Below are 19,841 nucleotides of genomic sequence, written 5' to 3'. Positions count from 1 at the left end.
GGCGCACACCTTATGGTTGTAGGACGTTCGACGTAGCACGTAACACGAACGCCAATCCGAGTTGTCACTTCACCCCCATCCCTGCGCTGGTCATGGGTGTGAGCCGCCAACCCGGAGTCGATTCGAAAGGACATCGGATTTGAGATCCTCAACATCACCTCTCGCCCGCATCGCCGCCGTCGGCACCTTGAGCTTGGGCCTGCTGGCCGGCTTGGGCCTGCCGGCCATGGCAGCACCCATCCCGCCCAACAACCCTGCAGCAGCTCCCGGCACTTTCACCGAGGCCAACCTCGCGGCGAATCGGACCGCAGCCAACTTCTTCTACCGGATCCCCGCCTTGACGTACCTCGGCAACAACGTGGTGCTCGCTGCCTGGGACGGGCGCCCGGGCTCGGCCGCTGATGCGCCCAATCCGAACTCGATCGTGCAGCGCCGCAGCACTGATGGGGGACAGACTTGGGGACCTGTCACGGTCATCGCCGCCGGACATGCAGGCGACGCCAGCGGACCCAAGTACGGCTACAGCGATCCCTCCTACATTCATGACGCCGAGGCAGGAAAGGTGTTCGCCTTCTTCGTCTACTCCAAGGACCAGGGGTTCGGCGGCAGCCAGTTCGGCAACGACGACGCCGACAGGACGGTGATCTCCTCCGCGGTCATCGAGTCCGCGGACGGTGGCGTGACCTGGAGCCAGCCCAGGCTCATCACGGGCGTGACCAAGCCCGGAACCAGCAAGACCAGCCCGGTGGCGGGCGACGTCCGCTCCAACTTCGCATCCTCCGGCGAAGGCATCCAGCTCAAATACGGCCCGTACAAGGGTCGCCTGATCCAGCAGTTTGCCGGCGACATCCGGCAGGCCGATGGCACCAACAAGATCCAGGCGTACAGCGTCTACTCCGATGACCATGGCGCCACCTGGAAGAAGGGCGCCAATGTTGGGGACCGGATGGACGAGAACAAGACAGTGGAGCTCTCCGATGGCAGGGTGCTCCTGAACTCCCGGGACAACGCCAACCAGGGCTACCGCAAGGTGGCCGTTTCCACCGACGGCGGCCTCACCTACGGCCCGGTCACCCAGGACACGGAACTCCCGGACCCCGCCAACAACGGAGCCATTGCACGCATGTTCCCCCAAGCCGCCCAGGGTTCTGCTGATGCCAAAAAACTCATCTTCACCAACGCCAACTCCACAACAGGGCGCGAAAACGTCTCGGCCCGGGTCTCCTGCGACGACGGCGCCACCTGGCCAGGCGTCCGCACCATCCGCCCGGGATTCTCCGCCTACTCCACCGTGACCCGCCTTGAAAACGGAAAATTCGGTGTGCTCTACGAGGGCAACTACACCGACAACATGCCGTTCGCGAAGTTCGATGATGCCTGGCTGAATTACGTCTGCGCGCCGTTGTCCGTCCCCGCTGTCACCACAGCCCCGGGGGCCACGCAGCAGGTGCCTGTAACTGTCACCAACCAGGAAGCAACCACGTTGTCCGGCGCCGCCGCCACCATCTACACGCCCACCGGCTGGTCCGCCACCACCGTTCCGGTTCCTTCATTGGCGCCGGGCGCGTCCGCCACTGTCAACGTCGCTTTGACGGCACCCGCGAATGCCAGTGGACCGCAGAAACTGAACGCAGCCTTTACGGCCACGGACGGACGGGTTTCGCAGTTCACCTTCACCGCCACTGTGCCGGCGGCCCCGCAAGTGGGGCTCACCATCACCGGGACGGCGCCCGCCCGGGATGTCGTTGCAAACCCCTACCAGGCCGGTGACATCCTCGGATACACGTTGAACGTCAAGAGCACCTCCAATGTCACAGCCAACGCGGTGCCGGTTTCCGGGACGTTCGACTCAGGCTTCCTGCCGCCGTCGGCTCCCAACTGCCGCTACAACAACCTGGCCGCAGGTGGCAGCTACACCTGCACCACTGCCAAGCACGTCATCACGGCGGCGGACATCGAGCGTGGCTACTTCGTTCCCGAAGCAGGCTTCAGCATCACGGCAAGTTCGACGCCGTCACTCACCAGGACGGTCCCGTTCACAGGCGCTGCGGTGGCCTTGCGCGACGGCTTGCTGACAGCTGACATCAGCGGGGTGCGTGCCGACGTCGGGCGTGATCTTGCCAGCCAGCCGTATGCGGCAGGCGAGTTGGTCCCGTATACCTTCACGGTCAAGAACACCAGTCCGCTGGTGGAGAAGGTAGTCCCCACCGCCGGAAACTTCAGTCCGTTCCTTCCGGAGGGGCCGGGGAACTGCCGTTACAGCGTGCTGCCGGCAGGTCAGGGCTATCAGTGCGCCACCCCTCGCCACACGGTCACAGCCGAAGAGGCGGAGCAGGGATTCTTCGTTCCCAAGAGCACCTGGGAGGTCAGCTCGGCAGGCCAAAGCACCAAGACGTTCACGGTGGATGGGGGCGAGGTGGACCTTAAGGTCCGGGAACCGAAGCTGGAGGCCACCGTCACTGCCTCCTGGGATGACGCCGACGGCGACCGCTTCGCCAGCGCGGGCGATCCCGTGACCTACACCTACACGGTGGGTAATGCCGGCAACGTGGCACTGGCAGGTTTGGAGGCTCCGGAGGCCGGTATTTCCGAAGCCACGCTGGCTGCCGGATCCACGGTATCTGCCACTCGCCAGCACGTCCTGGGTGCTGCGGATATTTCTGCCGGCCGCTTGGGCCCTGTCTCGTTTGCGGCGAAAGCAAGCAATGGTTCCCGTGAGGTCGCCGCTGTTGCAGAGGGGGATCCGCTGGTGCTTGCCGTGCAGCCTGCCCGGCCTGGCTCTGTGCCGGTAGTGACCGTCCAGGAGCTGGGCATGCCGCCCGCTGACCTGGGCACGGCGGAGAAGTACCGCACGGGCCAGAAAGTGGTGTTGAAGTCCCTGGAGTATGGGAACTGGTATTACCTGTACCTGAACAAGACCGGGTACCGCCTGGGCTGGGTCTTTCCGACCACGGACAATACCGTGGAGTTCATCCTTCCCGCTGAGGTGAACAATGGGCGCGACGACGTTGTGGTCCTGGACAAGGATGGCGTCCAAGTGTCTTTTGACCGGCTGCAGGTGACACCAAAGGGCTAGCACTTTATTGGGGGAGGGCCGGGCAATTGTGACAAGACAAAATTCCCAAAATGTGCTGTATGTCATATTCGGCTCTCACTAGGTACTCTGTGACTCGGCTGGTTGCGCGGCTTTGACAAGAACTGTCAAAGGTTCAACCAACTAAAAGTTGACAGGCCCAGGCGATGGAGCCTGGTCCTCCCTCAGTGAAAGGTGCAACCACTCGTGAAATCACAAGGAAAGAGCTTCGTCAGAAGCGGGGGGCTTCGAAAGGCCGCGGCACTGGCCGTGGGCTTGCCGTTGCTTCTCTCTTCGATGGCGATGCCGGCCCAGGCCGCTCCCACGCCGGAGACGCCCGGGAACGTTGCAGGCGTGGCCAAGAAGAACCTTGACCCCAGCGCCTACAAGGATGGCCGTTACATGGTTGTCCTGGCGGAGAAGCCTGCGGCAACTTACGACGGCGGAACGGCGGGCCTTGCGCCCACCAAGCCTGAAGAGGGCAAGAAGCTCGACGCCGACAGCGCCCAGGTGAAGGAATACCAGCAGCACCTGCAGACGCAACAGCAAGAAATTGCCACCCAGGAAAACATCACCATTGAGCGTGACTTCACCACCGCCGTCAACGGCTTCAGCGCCAACCTGACGGCCGACCAGGCCATCAACCTGGCCAAGGATCCCAAGGTCCTCATGGTGGCACCGGACACGCAGTACGCGCCGGACTACTCCACCACCGACTTCCTCAAGCTCAGCGGCCCCAACGGCACCTGGGCCACCCAGTACGGTGGCCAGGACAACGCAGGCAAGGGCACCGTTGTTGGCGTCATCGACACCGGCTACACCCCCTCCAATCCATTCTTCGCAGGTGAGCCCGTAGGCCCGCTGGTCGGCAACCCGCAGGTAGGCGTTCCCTACCGCACCGCCGACGGCAAGATCGCCATGCTCAAAGCCGATGGCGATACCTTCATCGGCGAATGCCAGCCAGGCACTGACACCGGCGCCGACTACGATGGCAGCGCCTGCAACTCCAAGGTCCTGAGCACCCACTACTTCGCCGACGCCTTCCTTGAGACGGTCGCCCCGGAAAACCGGGCTCCCGAAGAAGTCATCTCTGCCGTTGACGTGGACAGCCACGGCACCCACACGGCCAGCACCGCGGCCGGCAACGCCAACGTGGACGCCGTAGTGGACGGCCGCAGCTTCGGAACCACCAGCGGGATTGCCCCGGCTGCCAAGCTCGCGGTCTACAAGGTCTGCTGGGAGGACAACGATCCCGCTACGGGTGGTTGCTACGGCTCCGCTTCCGTGGATGCAATCGAGCAAGCCATCCTGGACGGCGTGGATGTGCTGAACTACTCCATCTCCGGTTCAACCACCACCACCACGGACCCTGTCTCCCTGGCCTTCCTGTCCGCAGCGTCGGCAGGCATCTTCGTGGCTACCTCGGCCGGTAACTCCGGACCGACTGCCAGCACCGTGAACCACGGAGCGCCATGGCTGACCACGGTTGCCGCAACCTCGTTCTCCCAGGAACTCCAGGGCACCGTTGAATTCTCCGACGGCAGCAAATTCCGCGGAGCGTCCATCATGAACCGCGAGGTGAGCGGGGCCGGCGTCGTGCTGTCCACCAACGCTGCAAGCGGTGAAGGCAACGCGGCACTGTGTGCTCCGGGCTCATTGGACCCCGCCAAGGTAGCCGGCAAGGTTGTTGTCTGTGACCGCGGCGTGGTTGACCGCACCGCCAAGAGCGCCGAGGTCCTCCGCGGCGGCGGCGTGGGCATGATCCTGGTGAACCTGACGGACTCCTCGCTGGACACGGACAAGCACGTCATCCCCACGGTCCACGTGAACCCGCCTGCAACGCAGACCATCAAGGACAAGGTCACGGCCAACCCGGCCATCACCGTTTCCCTGCTGAACCGCGATACCACGGGCCTTCCTGCCGAAGCCCAGCCGCAGATTGCCGGATTCTCTTCCCGCGGTCCGCTGCTTGCCACCGACTCGGACCTGCTGAAGCCTGACGTCTCAGCTCCCGGCGTCGCGATCCTCGCCGGTGTTTCCCCGATCGGAACCGGCGGAGACAACTTCGGCTTCCTGTCCGGAACCTCCATGGCTGCCCCGCACGTTGCCGGCTTCGGCGCGCTGATCCTGGCCAAGAACCCGCAGTGGTCCCCGGCCACCGTGAAGTCCGCCATGATGACAACCGCAGGCCCGGTCAAACTGGCCAACGGTTCGGTCAACAAGGACGTCTTCGCCACCGGTGCCGGACAGGTTGACCCCGCCAAGGTCCTCTCGCCGGGCCTCGTTTACGATGCCACCACCGAGGACTACCTCAAGTTCGTCCAAGGCACGGGCATGGACCTGGGCATTGAAGGACTCGGTACCACTGCACCGCGTGACATGAACGTTCCCTCCTTCGCCCTCGGCAACCTTGCCGGCAAGATCGAGGTCACCCGTACGCTGACCGCCCTCACGGCAGGCACCTACCGGGCGTCAGTCAACGTTCCGGGCGTCAACGTCAAGGTCACTCCATCGGTGCTCACCTTCGGGGCTCCTGGCGAGAAGAAGACGTTCAAGGTCCAGTTCGAGAACAGGAACGCCGAGCTGGGCAAGTTCGCCATGGGTTCGCTGAGCTGGCAGGGTGCCAACAAGACCGTCACCTCGCCGATCGCCGTACGGCCGCAGTCCGTCATTGCGGACAAGGCCCTGGCGTTCACCGGAACCGGCCCCAACGGCTCCGGAACCATCAACATCACCTCCGGCACCAACCTGCCGGTAGGGGTGACCGTCGATGGCCTGTCCAAGGCTGATTCCTCGGCTGTTGAGCTGGTCCCCGGGCCGTTCGCGGGCGAAACCAATGCGTCCAACTACGTCAAAAAGGTGACCGTTGGCCCGGGCAGTGCCCTTGCCAAGTTCTCCGTGATCTCCTCCAGTGAGGCCGCGGACTTCGACATGCTGGTCCTCACCCCGTCCGGTCAGCAGTTGCCTGCAGCCACGGCCTCGGCCAGTGAGACGCTCTCCGTTCCCAACCCGGCAGCGGGCGACTACTACATCTTCGCCAACCTGTACGCGAGCCCCAACAACCAGGCCACCAAGGCCACCGTTGATGCCGCAGTCCTCGGTGCCAACCAGGGCAACGCCACTGTGACGCCTAACCCGATCCGCCTCGCCAATGGCAAGACGGGCCAGATTTCGCTGAACTGGAAGAACCTGGAGCCCGGTTCCTACATCGGCCGCCTCACCTTCGCAGGTACCAGTGAGCCGAGTTTCGTCACCGTCCTGGTCAACCCGGGCGGGGCCGTAGTGGTTCCGGACGAGGAAGACCCGAAGAAGGACAAGAAGGACAAGAAGAACCACGGCAAGATCCGTGGCGACGAGCCGACGCAGAGCAACAACGCCGGCTAGTGTTCGCTTGATCCAGTAACTGATGCCTTAACAACAGTGGCCGGCGGGGATTCCCGCCGGCCACTGTTGCGTGTATCAGATGTTGCCTGTGGAGCCTCCGGTGTTCCCCAGCAGGGACGCCAGGGCCTTCCAGCGGGCGATTTCGCAACCGTCAGTCCTGCTGAACCGGCTGTTGACTTTTTTCCCACGGAACCAGCCCGTCACTACGGCCACCTGCGGGCCGCCGTACTGCTGGGTGCAGATCCTGTCGGGGCGGGGCTCGGGGAAGAAGATTTCCTCGCCGAATTGCTCGACGGCGGCCAGCGCCGCGGCTGCATCCGGCAGGTTCGAGTCCAGGGAGTCGGGATCGGGCGAGAGGATGCCTGCTGCGGACCGAAGGCGGAACTCGCGTGGTTCAGCGTCAGGTGCCTCAGTCAGCGTGACTGTGAGATCGACGTCGTACTCGCTGTTCGGTGACTCGCTCGTGGGGGAAACCATGGTGACCTTTCGCTGGTGGCGGCGGGTGCTCAGGCGGCCAATCCACTCAGCTCGGTGAGGAGCGGATCTATTGCCTGTTGCACGCGGGTCCGCAGCTCCTGGGATTCGGCCGCGAAAGCCCGCTGGTATTCAACGTACTCGGCCTTGCCCTGCGGTGTCTCGATCCTGATGGGTGGGTAGCCCCATTGTTCGAGATCGTAGGGGGAGGCCTTCATGTCCATGGCGCGGATCCGCCACGAAAGCTCGAAGCAGTCCATCACCAGTTCGCTGGGCAGTGCCGGGGTCAGCTTGTACGCCCACTTGTAGAGGTCCATATTGGCGTGCAGGCAACCGGGCTGCTCCATGGTGCGCTGGTTTTCGCGCGTGGGGGTGAGCTCATTCAGTGGCGTGGCGTCCGGGGTGTAGAAACGGAACGCGTCAAAGTGCGAGCACCGGATACGGTTCTCTTCCACCACGGTGTCCGTGCCCTCACCGCCAAGCCGCAGCTTCAGGTATTCATGGCGGAGTTCGAACTTCTCCTGCCGGTACACCATGGCCCACTCGTGCAGGCCGAAGCAGCCAAACTGGGCCGGGCGCTTCGCCGTGCCCGCCAGGATGATTCCGGCGAAGCGGACAGCTTCGGCGCGGTCAGCCAGGAAGCCGCCGCGATCAAAGGTGACCGCCGGCGTTCCTGCCGGGAGCCCCAGTGAGGCGAGTTCGTCGTCGTCGAGCGTTCGGTAGAACTTCCACGCGGCCCGCTCAAGGGCCCGCGGACCGCTGAGGACCGTACCGTCGCCGGGATGCCAGCGCAGCAACTGTCCGGGTTTCTGCGTGTAGTAGGTGAACAGGAAGTCCTCAACGGGGTGCTTTTTGCCGGCCGAACGCCTGGCCAGGTACGGGTCCGCGTAGCGCGCCACCCGGGCGTGATGGGCTGCCTCCAGCCCGAGCCAATGCTCCTGGGGGAGGTGCCGCAGCCTAGAGGCCGCCATCTGATCCGAGGACGCTCTTCGCGGCGTCCCATAGGGCGATCTGGCAACCGTCGGTGCGGTTGAAGGCTGCCGTTACTTCCTTGCCGTCCACGGCGCCGGTCACCTTTGCCGTTGCCGGGCCGCCGTACTGCATGGTGCAGGCCTGGTCCGTTTTGGTGGGCGAAGGGCTGAGGATGGCGGGGCTGTCTTTGATGGTGGTGCAGGCTTCCCGGGCGGTTGGGTGGTTGCTTTCAGCGGCGGGTACACCGTCCGCGCAGACGAGCGTGAAAGTCTGCGGCGCTGCTTCCGGGGATTCAACCAGTGTGATGGAGAGTTCGGCATTGCCGGCGCCAGGTGCCGCCGTGGCGCTGGGAGTGGCGCTGCTGCCGGGGCTGGTGCTTGCGCTGCTGCTTGAAGGCGCCGACGACGACGGCGCCTGGCTTGCGCTGCCTGTGGAACCGGGCGTGGGGGAGCCGGAGCATGCGGCCAGACCGGCGACGGCCAGGACTGCCAACAGGGGCCGAACAAATCGCATGCGCATGGAATCTCCTAGGTTGCGTCCATTTTACGTGGCACTTGTGGTGCCCCGTTTCGGTGTTCGCTTCAAGAACACCATCGGGGCAGTGCACTTGGCTAGGGGACGCGCGGGTGGTTTGCCGGGGTTGTCGGGGTTGTAGGGGTTGCGGGGGTTGCCAGCCAACGGGGGGCGGCTAAACGGTGCGGCTAAACGGTGCGGCTAGAGGGAGTTGTGCCGCTGGGTTGCTGCGATCAGTCCCGTCATGGCCTGATGCAATTCTGCAACTTCCTCGCGGGTGAGCTGAAGGCGCTCGCGGATTTCGCCCGGGACAGCCGTTGCCTGTTCACGGAGTGCGGCACCCTTTTCCGTCAAGGTGATGGCCAGGGCGCGTTCATTGCCAAGCACGCGCCCGCGGGTGATGAGTTCGGCTTCTTCGAGGCGTTTCAGCAGCGGTGACAGGGTTGCGGGGTCGTGGAGGAGGCTGTCGCTGATGTCCTTCAGCGTGCGGGGGCTCCGCTCCCACAGGGCCAGCATCACCAAGTACTGGGGATGCGTCAGGCCGAGCCGTTCAAGCACGGGTTTGTAAACGCCCACTACGCTGCGGGACGCCACGGTCAGCGCGAAGCACAGTTGACGCTCCAGCAGGAGGTCGTCGGTTTCCTCGGCTTGGTTGGTCGCCGTCATGGTGCCTCCTGTTTGCTGCCTTGATCGGCACTCCGATCGCATTAGTTAGTGTACTAATGATTAGCGTACTATGGAGTTATTGAACCCGCCTAACAAGGAGTCGATCAGCAGTGGCCAAGGAATCCCTCACCCGGAAGTTCATGCGCGCCACGGGCAAGTTCCGGGTGGTTTTCGGCCCCGCGCACAGCAGTTCCCTCGATCATGAGATGACCGAGGCCAACCGGAAGTTGCTCGCCCAGCGCCAGGCCGAGACCCAGCAGTGGGAAACCCTCCGCCGCCCTGATGGCAGCACCTACGTGGTGCCCCGTAACCCGGACGACAAGTCCCTCCGGTAAGCCACCCTTCCTTCTCCGCCGAGTTGGCCCTTGGCCCCCAGGTTTCCCAAAAACAGGGGGGCCACGTGCCCACTCGGCGACGGATTCGGGCGTAAAATTGGCCTCACTGAACGGCACGCGCCAGCCCTGCCGCTTTTTCGCTCTCCGGTAAGAAAGGAGGTGGAAAACATGGGACGCAGAATGGAAGGCTTCGTCCACGTCACCGAGCGGCTCCAGTCCGTTTTTGGACCGGCAACCCACGGCGACACGGATAGCCCCGTGGTGCACAAGCATGATGATTTCGAGACCGCTTCCGAAGCGGATCTGAAGAACTTCGACATCGAGACTGATTCCCAAGGCCATCACTACGCTGTCCGGAACAACGATCCGGGCCCAACCTCGACCGACTACTCCCTGCGGCACTGACTACCGCTCAACTCATCAGCATGCTTACTATGTGTAGGACCAGGTGATGCCGGAACAAGAGGGGGCCGTCAGTGAGTTTTCAGGATGATGCCGCGGGAATGCCAGCGGGGTCCGAGCGGCACGAGCGGCCGGAGCGCCACGCCGCACCAGCTGCGCCAGCCACGTCCAGGCCCACCCGCACTGCCGCCCTATGGGTCGCAGTTGCCGTGGGCTTGGTGGTGTTGGTGATGCTGATCGTCTTCTTCGTCCAAAACCAGGACATGATCACGGTGCGGTTCTTCGGTTTGGAAGGAACGCTCGCGCTAGGCACCACACTCTTCATTGCCGCTGTGGGCGGAGGCGTGCTGGTGGCCCTTGCGGGAGGGGCCCGGATCCTGCAACTCAGGATCGCCAACCATCGCCGCAGGAAGACCGTCGGGGGCCCGGAAGGCGGCTACCAGCTTTAAACGGCTGCCGGCATTAACTGCGGAAGGACCGGAGCGCTTGCTCCGGTCCTTCCGCAATTTAATCCCGACGACGGCACTCCCTGACGATTTTAGGTCCGCCGGGGTGGTGGGCTGTCTTAGCCTTCGCAGTCGGTGCAGTACGCGACGCCGTCTTTTTCGCGCGCGATCTGCGAGCGGTGGCGAACCAGGAAGCAGGAGTGACAAGTGAACTCGTCGTTGGCCTGCGGAATAACCTGGATCACCAGTTCTTCGGCGACGATTTCGCCGCCGGGGCCGTTGGCGTCGAGGCCATCGGTTTCGTCCAGTTCAAGCACGACACTCTTGGCCGTGGGAGCGCTGGCGGACTGGAGAGCCTGGAGGGACTGCTCCTGGTTCTCTTTTACATCGGTACGGAGTTCGTCGTAATCGGCTGCCACTTTTTAATGCCTCTTCGTGTTAGGGGGTTACCGGGTATGCAACGTACAGCATGCCACGAAAATTCCATACCATACCCCAGTTCCGTCGCTTGTGGCGAAAACCACGTGGGTGACGGCCAAAAAACCCCGTCACCCAGCGTGATTTTACTCATGTATTACCGGAGTTCGATGTCCAAAGCCTGGAATTTATCGGACGCGTGGCGACCAACCAGCATGCCGAACGTGCCCTGCTCAAACTGCCAGCCGGCGTCGTAATGTGCAAACGCCTTGGCGGGGATGCGTATTTCCACGCTCTCGGTTCCGTTTGCGGCAAGGTGCGTTCCGGCGTAGCCGGCAAGCCAGCGAACGGGACGCTCTACGTCCGATTCCCGGCGTTCCAGATAGACCTGGACAACTTCCCGTCCGGTGCGGGTGCCGGTGTTCTTGACGGGCACGTGGACCACAACATCGTTGCCGGCCGTGACCACCTGCGGGGCATGGGCCGTGCCGAGTTCAAAGGTTGCGTACCCGAGTCCGAAGCCGAACGGCAGGGCAGGAGCGGCGCCGCCCTCGGATTCCTGCTTGAGCCAGGCGCGGTAGCCGATGTGGATGCCCTCTGAGTAGACCACTTTGCCGTCAACGGGGGTGGTGTTGAGGACCGGGACGTCGTGGAGGGCTGCAGGCCACGTGGTGGGCAGGCGCCCGCCGGGCTCTTCGACGCCTAGCAGGATGTCCGCAATGGCGTTACCGAATTCCTGGCCGCCGAACCAGCCCAGGAGCACGGCACCCACCTTGTCCAGCCATGGCATGAGCACCGGTGATCCGGAGTTCACCACTACCACCGTGCGTGGGTTGGCTGCGGCGACTGCCTCCACAAGCTGGTTCTGGTAGCCGGGCAGGTCCAGGTCTTTGCGGTCGAAGCCCTCGGACTCGATGGCCGCGTTGGTGCCCACCACCACCACGGCAACCTCGGAGTTCCGGGCAGCTTCCACGGCGGCGTCAATCTCTGCCTGTGGGTCCGCCACCACTGTTTCCTCGCCCAGGAGGATGGCGGTGAAGGGAATGACCTGCTCCTTGGGCAGCTGGTACTCGGCCTCGATCCGGACGATCTGGCCGGCGGTGGTTTCCACTGCATGGACGGTCTTGGGCGGATCGAACAGGGCGGCGCCCAAAACTTCGGTGTCGTCCTTGATCTCGTCATTGAACACTTCCGCCCCGTCCAGCACCAAGCGGATACTGCCCACGGTTCCGACGCCAACGTGGTGCACGCCTGCTGTTTCGGCTGTCCAGTCCGCTTCCATGCGGATGGACGCGGCGCCGTCGGGAATTCCAACGCCGAACCAGATCAGGTGCGAGGCCAGGCGGTCCTCACCGGAAATCTCCGTGCCATCGGCGGCGAGGAAGGTCACGCGTATTCCGGGAACGCCGGAGACCGGGTTGTGGAGGGATGTGCGGGGGAAGGGCTGGAGGCCCTCGGCTACCTTGGCGCCACGGGCGTAGGTGAGGGTGACGTCGTCGGGCAGTGCTTTGCGCAGGCCCTCCAGCGGCGAGATTGTGTACTTAGGCATCACAGTGGCGCTGCCGCCGCCCTGGGTCCGGGCTTCATCGGCGTTGTGGCCGATCACGGCGACACTGCTGAGCGCCTTCGCGTCGACCGGCAGGACGCCCTTGTTGCGGACCAGTACGGCACCACGGACGGCCACTTCACGCGCGACGACGGCCCCGTCCAGTTGCGCCGGGAGCTGGCTCACCGCGGGCTCGAAGCCTTCGAGGGAGCCGACGCGGGCAGCCAGGCGCAGGATGCGGGTGACTTTTTCAAGGATGGCCTCACGGCTGACGCGGCCATCCTTGACGGCGGCAAGGAGCTTGGGTCCCCAGTGGCCCACAGGGCCGGGCATTTCCAGGTCCTGGTGCGCGTTTGCCGCGTCCACGGAGCGCACACCGGTCCAGTCGGAGACCACCACGCCATCGAAGCCCCATTCGGTGGACAGCGGGGTCTCCAGGAGCGTGTTCTCACTGGCGGTGGTGCCGTTGATGGAGTTGTAGGAGCTCATCACCAGCCAGGCCCGGGCCTCGGTGATGGCGTCCTCGAAGGCCGCCAGGTACAGCTCCCGGAGCGGGCGTTCATCCACTACGGAATCGGCGGTGAAACGCTCGGTTTCGGCCTCGTTGGCGAGGTAGTGCTTGGGAGTGGCGCCCACGCCCATGGACTGGACCCCGGCAACGTACCCGGCAGCCATCGTGGCTGTGAGCCTGGGGTCCTCGCTCATGCATTCAAAGTGGCGGCCGCCCAGCGGAGAGCGGTGCAGGTTGATGGTGGGTCCCAGGACGGCGTGCACGCCTTTACGGCGGGCCTCCTGGCCCAGGACCTGCCCGTAGCGGCGCGCCGTCTCAACGCTCCACGTCGCGGACAAAGCGGAGGACGACGGCAAGGAGACGGAGTCGTGGCGTTCGTCGAAGTCTTCGCCGCGGACGCCGGCCGGACCGTCGGACATGACGACGCGGGACAGTCCGATCTCAGGGATGGCGTGCGTGGACCACACGTCTGCGCCTGTCAGCAGTTGCACCTGCTGTTCGAGGGACAGGCTTTGGGCCAGTTCCAGGATCCTGGCTTCAGCATCCTGGGCTCCTGCTGGTGGCGTGGTGACTGCCGGGGAGAGTGCGGGATTCATTTACTTGACTCCTTTGATACGTGTGACGAGGAGGGCTCCGATGATGCCTACCACCGCACCTCCGAGGAACAATGCGGGGTAGCCACCCAAGGCGATGACCGGGAAGGCGATTGCCGGAACCAGCGATTGGGGGAGGGCCTGGGCGATGTTGAAGACGCCGAAAGTCTTGGCATTCTCCGACTGGTCGCTTGGCAGCAAATCCGTAATGAGCGCTACGTCCACGGCGCTGAAAACGCCGAGGCCCAGGCCCAGGATTCCTTGGCCCAACAGCACCTGACCCGTGTCGGTGCTGGTGGCGATGACCACCAAGCCGCCCATCATGATCAGGGCAGAAGCGATCACCATGCTCTTGCGCTTGCCCAGGCGGTCGCTGATCCAGCCACCGGCAAGGCTGGTGATCACGGTGCCGGCAGAGCTCACCAGGGTTGCTTGGAACACCAGGCTGGGGACCTCCGTTTCGGCGACCTGGAGGTGGTCCGTGAAGAAGTACGGCAGGTAGAGCAGTCCGGCACAGTAGCCAACGTAGACCAGGAATTTAGTGACCCAGGCCCACCCCAGGCCGGGGTAATCCTTGGGGTTGAAGTAGAAGGAACCCAGGATTTCCTTGACGTTCAATGGTGCCGGTTTCCCGGTGAGGACCCGGTCCTTGAAGGTAAACGCGAAGACGATGGCAATCGCGGTGCCGATGACGCCGGGGACTACAGCCATCAGCAAGGCGGTTTCGAACATCTGCGCCAGGAAGGCTGCTGCCACCAGGCCAATAGGCAACGTCATGCCGATGAGCCCGGAAAGGCGGCCGCGCTCCGTGGGGCCGGCTTGGTCGGGAAGGGTTGCCACCAAGGCGGCGAGTGCCGCGTTGAAGCCCAGCTGTGCTAGAACCCAGCCGACGAGGACTGCTCCCACTTCCGTAGCCGACCCCAGCAGGAAAAGTGCTGCGAGGCCGATCAGTGAACCGCCGACGATCCACGGTTTCCGCATGCCGAAGCGGGACGTCGTACGGTCGCTGAGCCGGCCAAAGAACGGATTGGCGAGCAAGGCGACAGCGGCTCCGACGCCGGCCACGAGGCTTAGCGCACCGGCGCGTGTCTCCGGGGTGGTGATTTCCGAGACCTTGATGGCCAGGACTACCAGGGCCGGTGCGAGGACGGCCATCCAGAGTCCGGCGCTCGCGATGGGCATGCCAATGATGTAGGCGCGGGAAGCAGCTTTGGGCGGCGCGCTTCCGAGGCCCGGGGCGATGGTTTCCATGCCCGCGGGCTGCTGATTGATGTTGAGGGCCACATTGCCTCCTGCTGAACAGTGACCCACCGTTGGGTCTTGAAGGAAGACTCTAGTCCTAAAAATCGAGTGTGACTAGGTTTTCAAGAAAAATGTCGAGTGAAGCTCGACTTTCGAAGGGTCAAATAGACTGAACGGATGTCAACGTCCAAGGCCCGGGGCCAGTACGCCAAGGGTGCGGAACGCCGTGAACAGATCATCCAAACGGCAACCGATGTGTTTGCCACCGAAGGTTTTGAAGGAACAGCACTCAAGCGGGTTGCCGAACTCGTGGGAGTCAAGGAAGCCACCCTGTTCCACTACTTCAAAGGCAAGCAGGAACTACTGACCGCGGTCCTGGCCGAACGGGACAAACGGTCACTCGCCGTGGGCGGCACCGCAGAAGTGGGTTTGAGCCTCATGCCGCCCATCGCCGAACGGAATGTCCGCGAACCTGGCCTGACCACGCTCTATGCGGTTGCCTCAGCTACAGCCAATGACCCTGAGCATGCTTCCCACAGCTACTTCAAAGAGCGGTACGAGACAGTGGTCCGGGACATTGCCGACGACATCGCAAAGCGACAGGACACCGGCGAGGTGCGCACCGACGTCGACTCCGTGATGTTGGCGCGGCTGACCGTGGCAGCCTTCGACGGGCTCCAACTGCAGTGGCTGTATGACAAGGACGTGGACATGGCTGATGGGCTCCGGCAACTCATTGACGTTCTGCTGGCGCCGGCTCACCCGACTGAGTAACAGTAAGGCCGTTCTGAGAGCTCAGAACGGCCTTAACTGGTACTTATTTTGCCCGCGGTTGCCCGCGGTTGGCTAGCGGCCGGTGCCGCCGTAGACGGTAGCCTCTGCGTCGCCGTCGAGCTCGAACGCGTTGTGGATGGCGCGCACGGCATCATCCAGGGCATCAGCGCTGGTAACAACGGAGATGCGGATTTCCGAGGTGGAGATCATGTCGATGTTGATCCCGGCGTCGGAGAGGGCCTTGAAGAACGTGGCCGAAACGCCGGGGTGTGAACGCATGCCCGCGCCGATCAGGGAGAGCTTGCCAACGTGCTCGTTGTATTCGATGCTTTCGAAGCCGATCTGGCCCTCGGCTGCGCGCAGGGCCGCAAGGGCGTCCGCGCCTTCCACGATGGGAAGGGTGAACGAAATGTCCGTGCGGCCGGTGCCGTGGGTGGAGACGTTCTGGACGATCATGTCGATGTTCGAGTGCGCGTCAGCGATCACCTGGAAGATCGCGGCAGCCTTGCCGGGGATATCCGGGACGCCTACCACTGTGACCTTGGCTTCGGACCGATCGTGTGCAACGCCGGAGATGATTGGCTGCTCCAAGGCAACTCCCTCTTGAATAGTGAACTTTTCGTCGGCTCCGGGGATGACCCAGGTGCCTTCGTTTTGGCTGAAAGACGAGCGGACGTGCAGCGGCACACCAAAACGGCGGGCGTACTCCACACAACGCAGGTGCAGGATCTTGGCGCCGGATGCGGCCAGTTCCAGCATTTCCTCGCTGGAGATGCGGTCGATCTTCTGGGCGCTGGACACTACCCGGGGGTCGGCGGTGTAGATGCCGTCCACGTCCGTGTAGATCTCGCAGACGTCAGCTTCCAGGGCCGCGGCCAAGGCAACAGCCGTGGTGTCTGAACCGCCACGGCCCAAAGTGGTGATCTCGTTGGTGCTGCGGCTCATGCCCTGGAAGCCTGCCACGATCGCGATGTGGCCCTTGTCCAAGGCAGTGCGGATGCGGTGGGGATCGACGTCGATAATTCGCGCCTTGCCGTGGATGCCGTCGGTAATCATGCCGGCCTGGGATCCCGTAAAGGACTGCGCGGAAGCACCGAACTTGTTAATGGCCATGGCGAGCAGGGCCATGGAAATCCGTTCGCCCGCAGACAACAGCATGTCCATTTCGCGGGCGGGAGCTGAGTCCGTGACCTGGCTTGCGAGGTCCAGGAGTTCGTCGGTGGTGTCACCCATTGCGGAGACAACAACCACAACCTCGTTGCCGGCCTTCTGCGCATCCACGACGCGCTGTGCGACCCGCTTGATGCCATCAGCATCGGCAACCGAGGAACCGCCGAACTTCTGAACGATCAGCTGCTTGGTAATGGCAGCCTCGTTGGAGAGCTCTTCGATCTTCACTTCGGTAGTGGGCATAGTCATGCGCGCACCCTCACTGCATCAATAGGGTTCGAACGCGGCATGCTCCAATTCAGGCACGCCTGCGTAGCTTATTTGCCCAGTTTATCGCCGTGCGCTGTCCCTGCAGGAATTGTGACCACATGGCGGCCACCTGCGATGACTACCACCCCGCAGTGCCCGGGCCGCCCTTGAAGGGGCCTACGATTCCACGGGTAATCCACCCGCCGTAGAAGCTGCCTTCCTGGAACCTCACCCGCTCCCCGTCCACCTCGCATGAGTCCATGTGTTCCGGGTACAGGGCTATCCGGCTGCTGAGGGCCTCGAACCCCCGTGTGGGGTGTGGGTAGGTCCATCCGCCACGCTCAACAGCCGTGCCGCCGGCTCTGATGGTGAAGTAACTGGCTTCTCCCTTGAACTCACAGAAAGTGGTGCCGCCGACGGGAATCAACACACCGTCCGGGAAAGCATCCAAAGGGACGTAGTAGACCGGCGGGTGGCTGGTTTCCAGGACCCGCACGGCATCGGTGGTGTCCACGATCACCTGACCCCCAAGCCGCACCACAACCCGCTCTGATCGCGGCTCCACCCGTGGCGGGCGCGGGTAGTCCCACACCGATTCCTGGCCCGGGGCGGGCTCGATGGGACGGGGACGCCTGAACACACCGTTGCTGGAGACCATGAGCCATGGTGACACCCTTGGCTGGGATTCTGCCTTGAAGCCCCGCCGTATCCGCGCCGGCCTTCCCGGCGTACCATCCATTCATGAGGAGTGCGAGCGGCGATGGCCGGCGTTCCTGAGCACCAATCCGGTTCGGACCCAGCCCGGGAACCCGAATACGAAGTGATCGGCGGCGTGATCGACGATCAGCCATCCGGCTTGGCCACCCCAAAGCCGCCTGCGGACCCATCTGGAGGTCCCGGAGTCCTGCGGGTGGCTGCAGGCGCAGCGTGGGTAAACACCCGGAAGTCCCTTGCCTCGTGGTGGTTCTGGATGGCCTGCATGCTGGGGACTGCTTTCGCCTGGGGAATGGCAGTGACCTTGGTTAGGTGGACAGAATCAAACGGTTGGTTCGCGGCCGGGGCTGCAGGATCCACCCCTGTGATCATGGCGGCAATTCTGGCACTTGCAGCTGCTGTGTTGGGGGCTGGCTGGGGATTCAGGCATCCGGAAGGACGCATCCCTGTGTTGCTGCTCTCCGGAGCCATGCGGGGTGCGGCTTTTGCTGCGATGGCCGGCGCGGCGTTGTTCGTGGTGGGCCTCAACGACGGCGGGTCGATCGCGCTTGTCGGTGCCGCCGTCGTCGTGATTGTCCTTGAAACAGCGCTGTTCGGGCTGATCGGTGCCGGTTCGCGGAGATGCTTCACCCACGTGGCGCCGGGAGCGGTGTTGGCCACGGTGCTGGTGGCGTTTCTCTGCGTCGGCAACGTAATGGTCACCATACTGCTGCTCCCTGCCACTGCGGGACCGGACCAGATGTCCGTGCCCGTGAACGTGCAGCGGGACGCTTCGGGAAGGACCATCTCCTACTTGTGTGTTGGTGACCTTCGCCCCGTGCAGGTTGAGCACACGGACCGGATAGCCTGGCTGGCCACGTCCAACCCCGTCTTCATTCTCGGCAGCCTGGGGGTCGATGCTGCGTCTCCGAACAACGAGCTGGGATGGCTGTTTTCCAGCCTTCAAATCGCTGTGGACGGACCCTCCCGCGAAGTGCCATGCCTCGGCGGGATCTCCCGCGACGGACTTGCCCCGTCCACGCCCATAGCTCTAACCGGGTTGGCGCTACAAGGGGTATTGGCCGCGCTGGTGCTCGTTCCTGGACGCTGGCTGTCTGCGCGGAGGCTGCGCGCTAGATCGGCTTCATGACTGGCCGCCGCACGTACTCAGAGATCACCACGCCTGAGCCGAACGCCGTCGTCGAGACCTCACGGAAGGCGCTGGGCTGGTAGGCGCCAGGTGCGAAGAGCGGGATGCCGTTGCCAAAAAGGAGCGGGCTGCGTTTGAGGACCAGCCGGTCTATTTCACCGGCAAGGCGGGTTGCCAGCTGACCGCCGCCGCAGAGCCAAATCGACTGGCCGGGCTGGGACTTCAAGCGCCGCACCACCTCTACCGGGTCCTCGGAAGTGACCGTCAAATTGGGGTACTCCCCGGGAATATCCGCCTCGGTGCGGGTCCGGGAGAACACAACTTGTTTCAGGTGCTGGTAGGGGCTGGTCATGCCCGCCGGTAGACCAACCGCGTAGGTATTCCAGCCCATCACGACGGCGTCGAAGGTCGCGTTGCTTTGTTCCATGCCCATGGCGTCGGCGGCCACTGTGGGTATGGCCTCAGGGAAGCGCTCAATCTGCGCCACCATGTGGTCACCCTCCACCGGAAACGCATCGAATTCCCCGCCCGGTCCGGCGATGTAGCCGTCCAAGCTCACTGCGACGTAGTACACAAGTTCCCGCACGGGTCCCCAATCCTGGTTGAAGTTGTGACTGCGAGATTACAACAGGGCGTTGCGCCTGCCCTCGAAGGCCCGGCCGAGAGTGACTTCATCGGCGTACTCCAGGTCTCCGCCCACAGGCAGGCCGGAAGCCAGCCGGGTCACGGCGATGCCGATCGACTTGAGCATCCTGGCCAAGTAAGTCGCCGTGGCTTCGCCCTCAAGGTTGGGGTCCGTGGCGATGATGATTTCCTGGATGGCGCCATCGTTCAGGCGGGTCAGGAGTTCCCGGATCCTCAGCTGTTCGGGGCCAATGCCGGCAATGGGATTGATCGCACCGCCCAGCACGTGATAGCGGCCGCGGAAAGACCGGGTGCGCTCAACAGCGAGGACATCCTTGGACTCCTCCACCACGCAAATGACGGACGGATCTCGACGCGGATCCCGGCAGATATTGCAGGTCTCCTGCTCCGTCACGTTGAAGCACACACTGCAGAACTTCACCCGTTCCTTGACCGTGGTGATCGCGGTGACGAGCCGCTTCATGTCCTCCGGATCCGCCTCGAGAATGTGGAACGCCAGGCGCTGCGCCGACTTAGGGCCCACACCGGGAAGCCGGCCGAGCTCGTCAATCAGCTCCTGAACTGCACCTTCGTACACAATGTCCTC

At 63.7% G+C, this 19,841-nt stretch carries 18 protein-coding genes; 7 read left to right on the top strand and 11 right to left on the bottom strand.

From position 1 onward, the window contains the following. Positions 1-139 precede the first annotated feature (139 nt). Positions 140-3,076, top strand: a complete 2,937-nt coding sequence (locus tag M1D51_RS18645; RefSeq protein ID WP_458107557.1) for an exo-alpha-sialidase — start codon at positions 140-142, stop codon at positions 3,074-3,076. Between the two features lie 204 nt (positions 3,077-3,280). Continuing rightward, positions 3,281-6,457, top strand: coding sequence for a S8 family serine peptidase (locus M1D51_RS18640; RefSeq protein WP_458107556.1), 3,177 nt, complete (start codon positions 3,281-3,283; stop codon positions 6,455-6,457). Between the two features lie 75 nt (positions 6,458-6,532). On the opposite strand, the gene M1D51_RS18635 is transcribed toward M1D51_RS18640, so the two are convergent. From M1D51_RS18635 to M1D51_RS18620, 4 genes are all read right to left on the bottom strand, one after another. Continuing rightward, entirely contained in the window at positions 6,533-6,934 is a 402-nt protein-coding gene (locus M1D51_RS18635; protein ID WP_172322725.1) for a serine protease inhibitor, read from the bottom strand. 29 nt (positions 6,935-6,963) lie between these two features. Further along, complete coding sequence (locus M1D51_RS18630; protein ID WP_458107555.1) at positions 6,964-7,902, bottom strand: 3-methyladenine DNA glycosylase; 939 nt, start codon at positions 7,900-7,902, stop codon at positions 6,964-6,966. Beyond that, on the bottom strand, positions 7,889-8,422 hold the full coding sequence (locus M1D51_RS18625) for an SSI family serine proteinase inhibitor (protein ID WP_458107554.1): 534 nt from the start codon (positions 8,420-8,422) through the stop codon (positions 7,889-7,891). The genes M1D51_RS18630 and M1D51_RS18625 overlap by 14 nt, the downstream gene beginning before the upstream one ends. A 195-nt stretch (positions 8,423-8,617) precedes the next feature. Continuing rightward, on the bottom strand, positions 8,618-9,082 hold the full coding sequence (locus M1D51_RS18620) for a MarR family winged helix-turn-helix transcriptional regulator (protein ID WP_458107553.1): 465 nt from the start codon (positions 9,080-9,082) through the stop codon (positions 8,618-8,620). A gap of 110 nt (positions 9,083-9,192) precedes the next feature. Between M1D51_RS18620 and M1D51_RS18615 the strand changes: the two genes are divergently transcribed. The 3 genes from M1D51_RS18615 (at position 9,193) to M1D51_RS18605 (ending at position 10,268) form a co-directional block, all read left to right on the top strand. Continuing rightward, positions 9,193-9,417, top strand: coding sequence for a hypothetical protein (locus tag M1D51_RS18615; RefSeq protein WP_026541816.1), 225 nt, complete (start codon positions 9,193-9,195; stop codon positions 9,415-9,417). Positions 9,418-9,585: 168 nt separating this feature from the next. Next, positions 9,586-9,822 (top strand): hypothetical protein, encoded by a 237-nt coding sequence (locus M1D51_RS18610; protein WP_458107552.1) that lies wholly within the window; start codon positions 9,586-9,588, stop codon positions 9,820-9,822. A gap of 71 nt (positions 9,823-9,893) precedes the next feature. After that, positions 9,894-10,268 (top strand): LapA family protein, encoded by a 375-nt coding sequence (locus M1D51_RS18605; protein ID WP_458107551.1) that lies wholly within the window; start codon positions 9,894-9,896, stop codon positions 10,266-10,268. Between the two features lie 116 nt (positions 10,269-10,384). Here M1D51_RS18605 and M1D51_RS18600 read toward each other — a convergent pair whose 3' ends face one another. The 3 genes from M1D51_RS18600 to M1D51_RS18590 all read right to left on the bottom strand — a co-directional run bounded on the left by M1D51_RS18600 (position 10,385) and on the right by M1D51_RS18590 (position 14,616). Continuing rightward, positions 10,385-10,684 (bottom strand): DUF4193 domain-containing protein, encoded by a 300-nt coding sequence (locus M1D51_RS18600; RefSeq protein WP_011773410.1) that lies wholly within the window; start codon positions 10,682-10,684, stop codon positions 10,385-10,387. A 155-nt stretch (positions 10,685-10,839) separates the two neighbouring features. Next, complete coding sequence (locus M1D51_RS18595) at positions 10,840-13,335, bottom strand: beta-glucosidase (RefSeq protein ID WP_458107550.1); 2,496 nt, start codon at positions 13,333-13,335, stop codon at positions 10,840-10,842. Continuing rightward, positions 13,336-14,616: an MFS transporter gene (locus tag M1D51_RS18590; protein WP_458107549.1), complete on the bottom strand. Its 1,281-nt coding sequence runs from the start codon at positions 14,614-14,616 to the stop codon at positions 13,336-13,338. Between the two features lie 135 nt (positions 14,617-14,751). Here M1D51_RS18590 and M1D51_RS18585 point away from each other — a divergent pair, with 135 nt between their 5' ends. Then, the gene (locus tag M1D51_RS18585; protein WP_458107548.1) at positions 14,752-15,348 is read left to right on the top strand and encodes a TetR/AcrR family transcriptional regulator; all 597 of its coding nucleotides are present in this window, start codon (positions 14,752-14,754) and stop codon (positions 15,346-15,348) included. 72 nt (positions 15,349-15,420) lie between these two features. Here M1D51_RS18585 and M1D51_RS18580 read toward each other — a convergent pair whose 3' ends face one another. Next, positions 15,421-16,767: an aspartate kinase gene (locus M1D51_RS18580; protein ID WP_026005424.1), complete on the bottom strand. Its 1,347-nt coding sequence runs from the start codon at positions 16,765-16,767 to the stop codon at positions 15,421-15,423. A 139-nt stretch (positions 16,768-16,906) separates the two neighbouring features. Then, positions 16,907-17,425 (bottom strand): DUF427 domain-containing protein, encoded by a 519-nt coding sequence (locus tag M1D51_RS18575; RefSeq protein WP_458107547.1) that lies wholly within the window; start codon positions 17,423-17,425, stop codon positions 16,907-16,909. 102 nt (positions 17,426-17,527) lie between these two features. Between M1D51_RS18575 and M1D51_RS18570 the strand changes: the two genes are divergently transcribed. Further along, on the top strand, positions 17,528-18,610 hold the full coding sequence (locus tag M1D51_RS18570) for a hypothetical protein (RefSeq protein WP_458107546.1): 1,083 nt from the start codon (positions 17,528-17,530) through the stop codon (positions 18,608-18,610). On the opposite strand, the gene M1D51_RS18565 is transcribed toward M1D51_RS18570, so the two are convergent. After that, entirely contained in the window at positions 18,594-19,196 is a 603-nt protein-coding gene (locus M1D51_RS18565; protein ID WP_458107545.1) for a dihydrofolate reductase family protein, read from the bottom strand. The genes M1D51_RS18570 and M1D51_RS18565 overlap by 17 nt on opposite strands. 36 nt (positions 19,197-19,232) lie before the next feature. Next, positions 19,233-19,832, bottom strand: coding sequence for a recombination mediator RecR (gene recR, locus M1D51_RS18560; protein ID WP_026541824.1), 600 nt, complete (start codon positions 19,830-19,832; stop codon positions 19,233-19,235). Positions 19,833-19,841: the final 9 nt, after the last annotated feature.

The organism is Arthrobacter sp. R3-55 (assembly GCF_054161505.1).
Note: the sequence above shows the minus strand (reverse complement) of the source record. Positions and strands in the feature narration are given on the sequence as shown.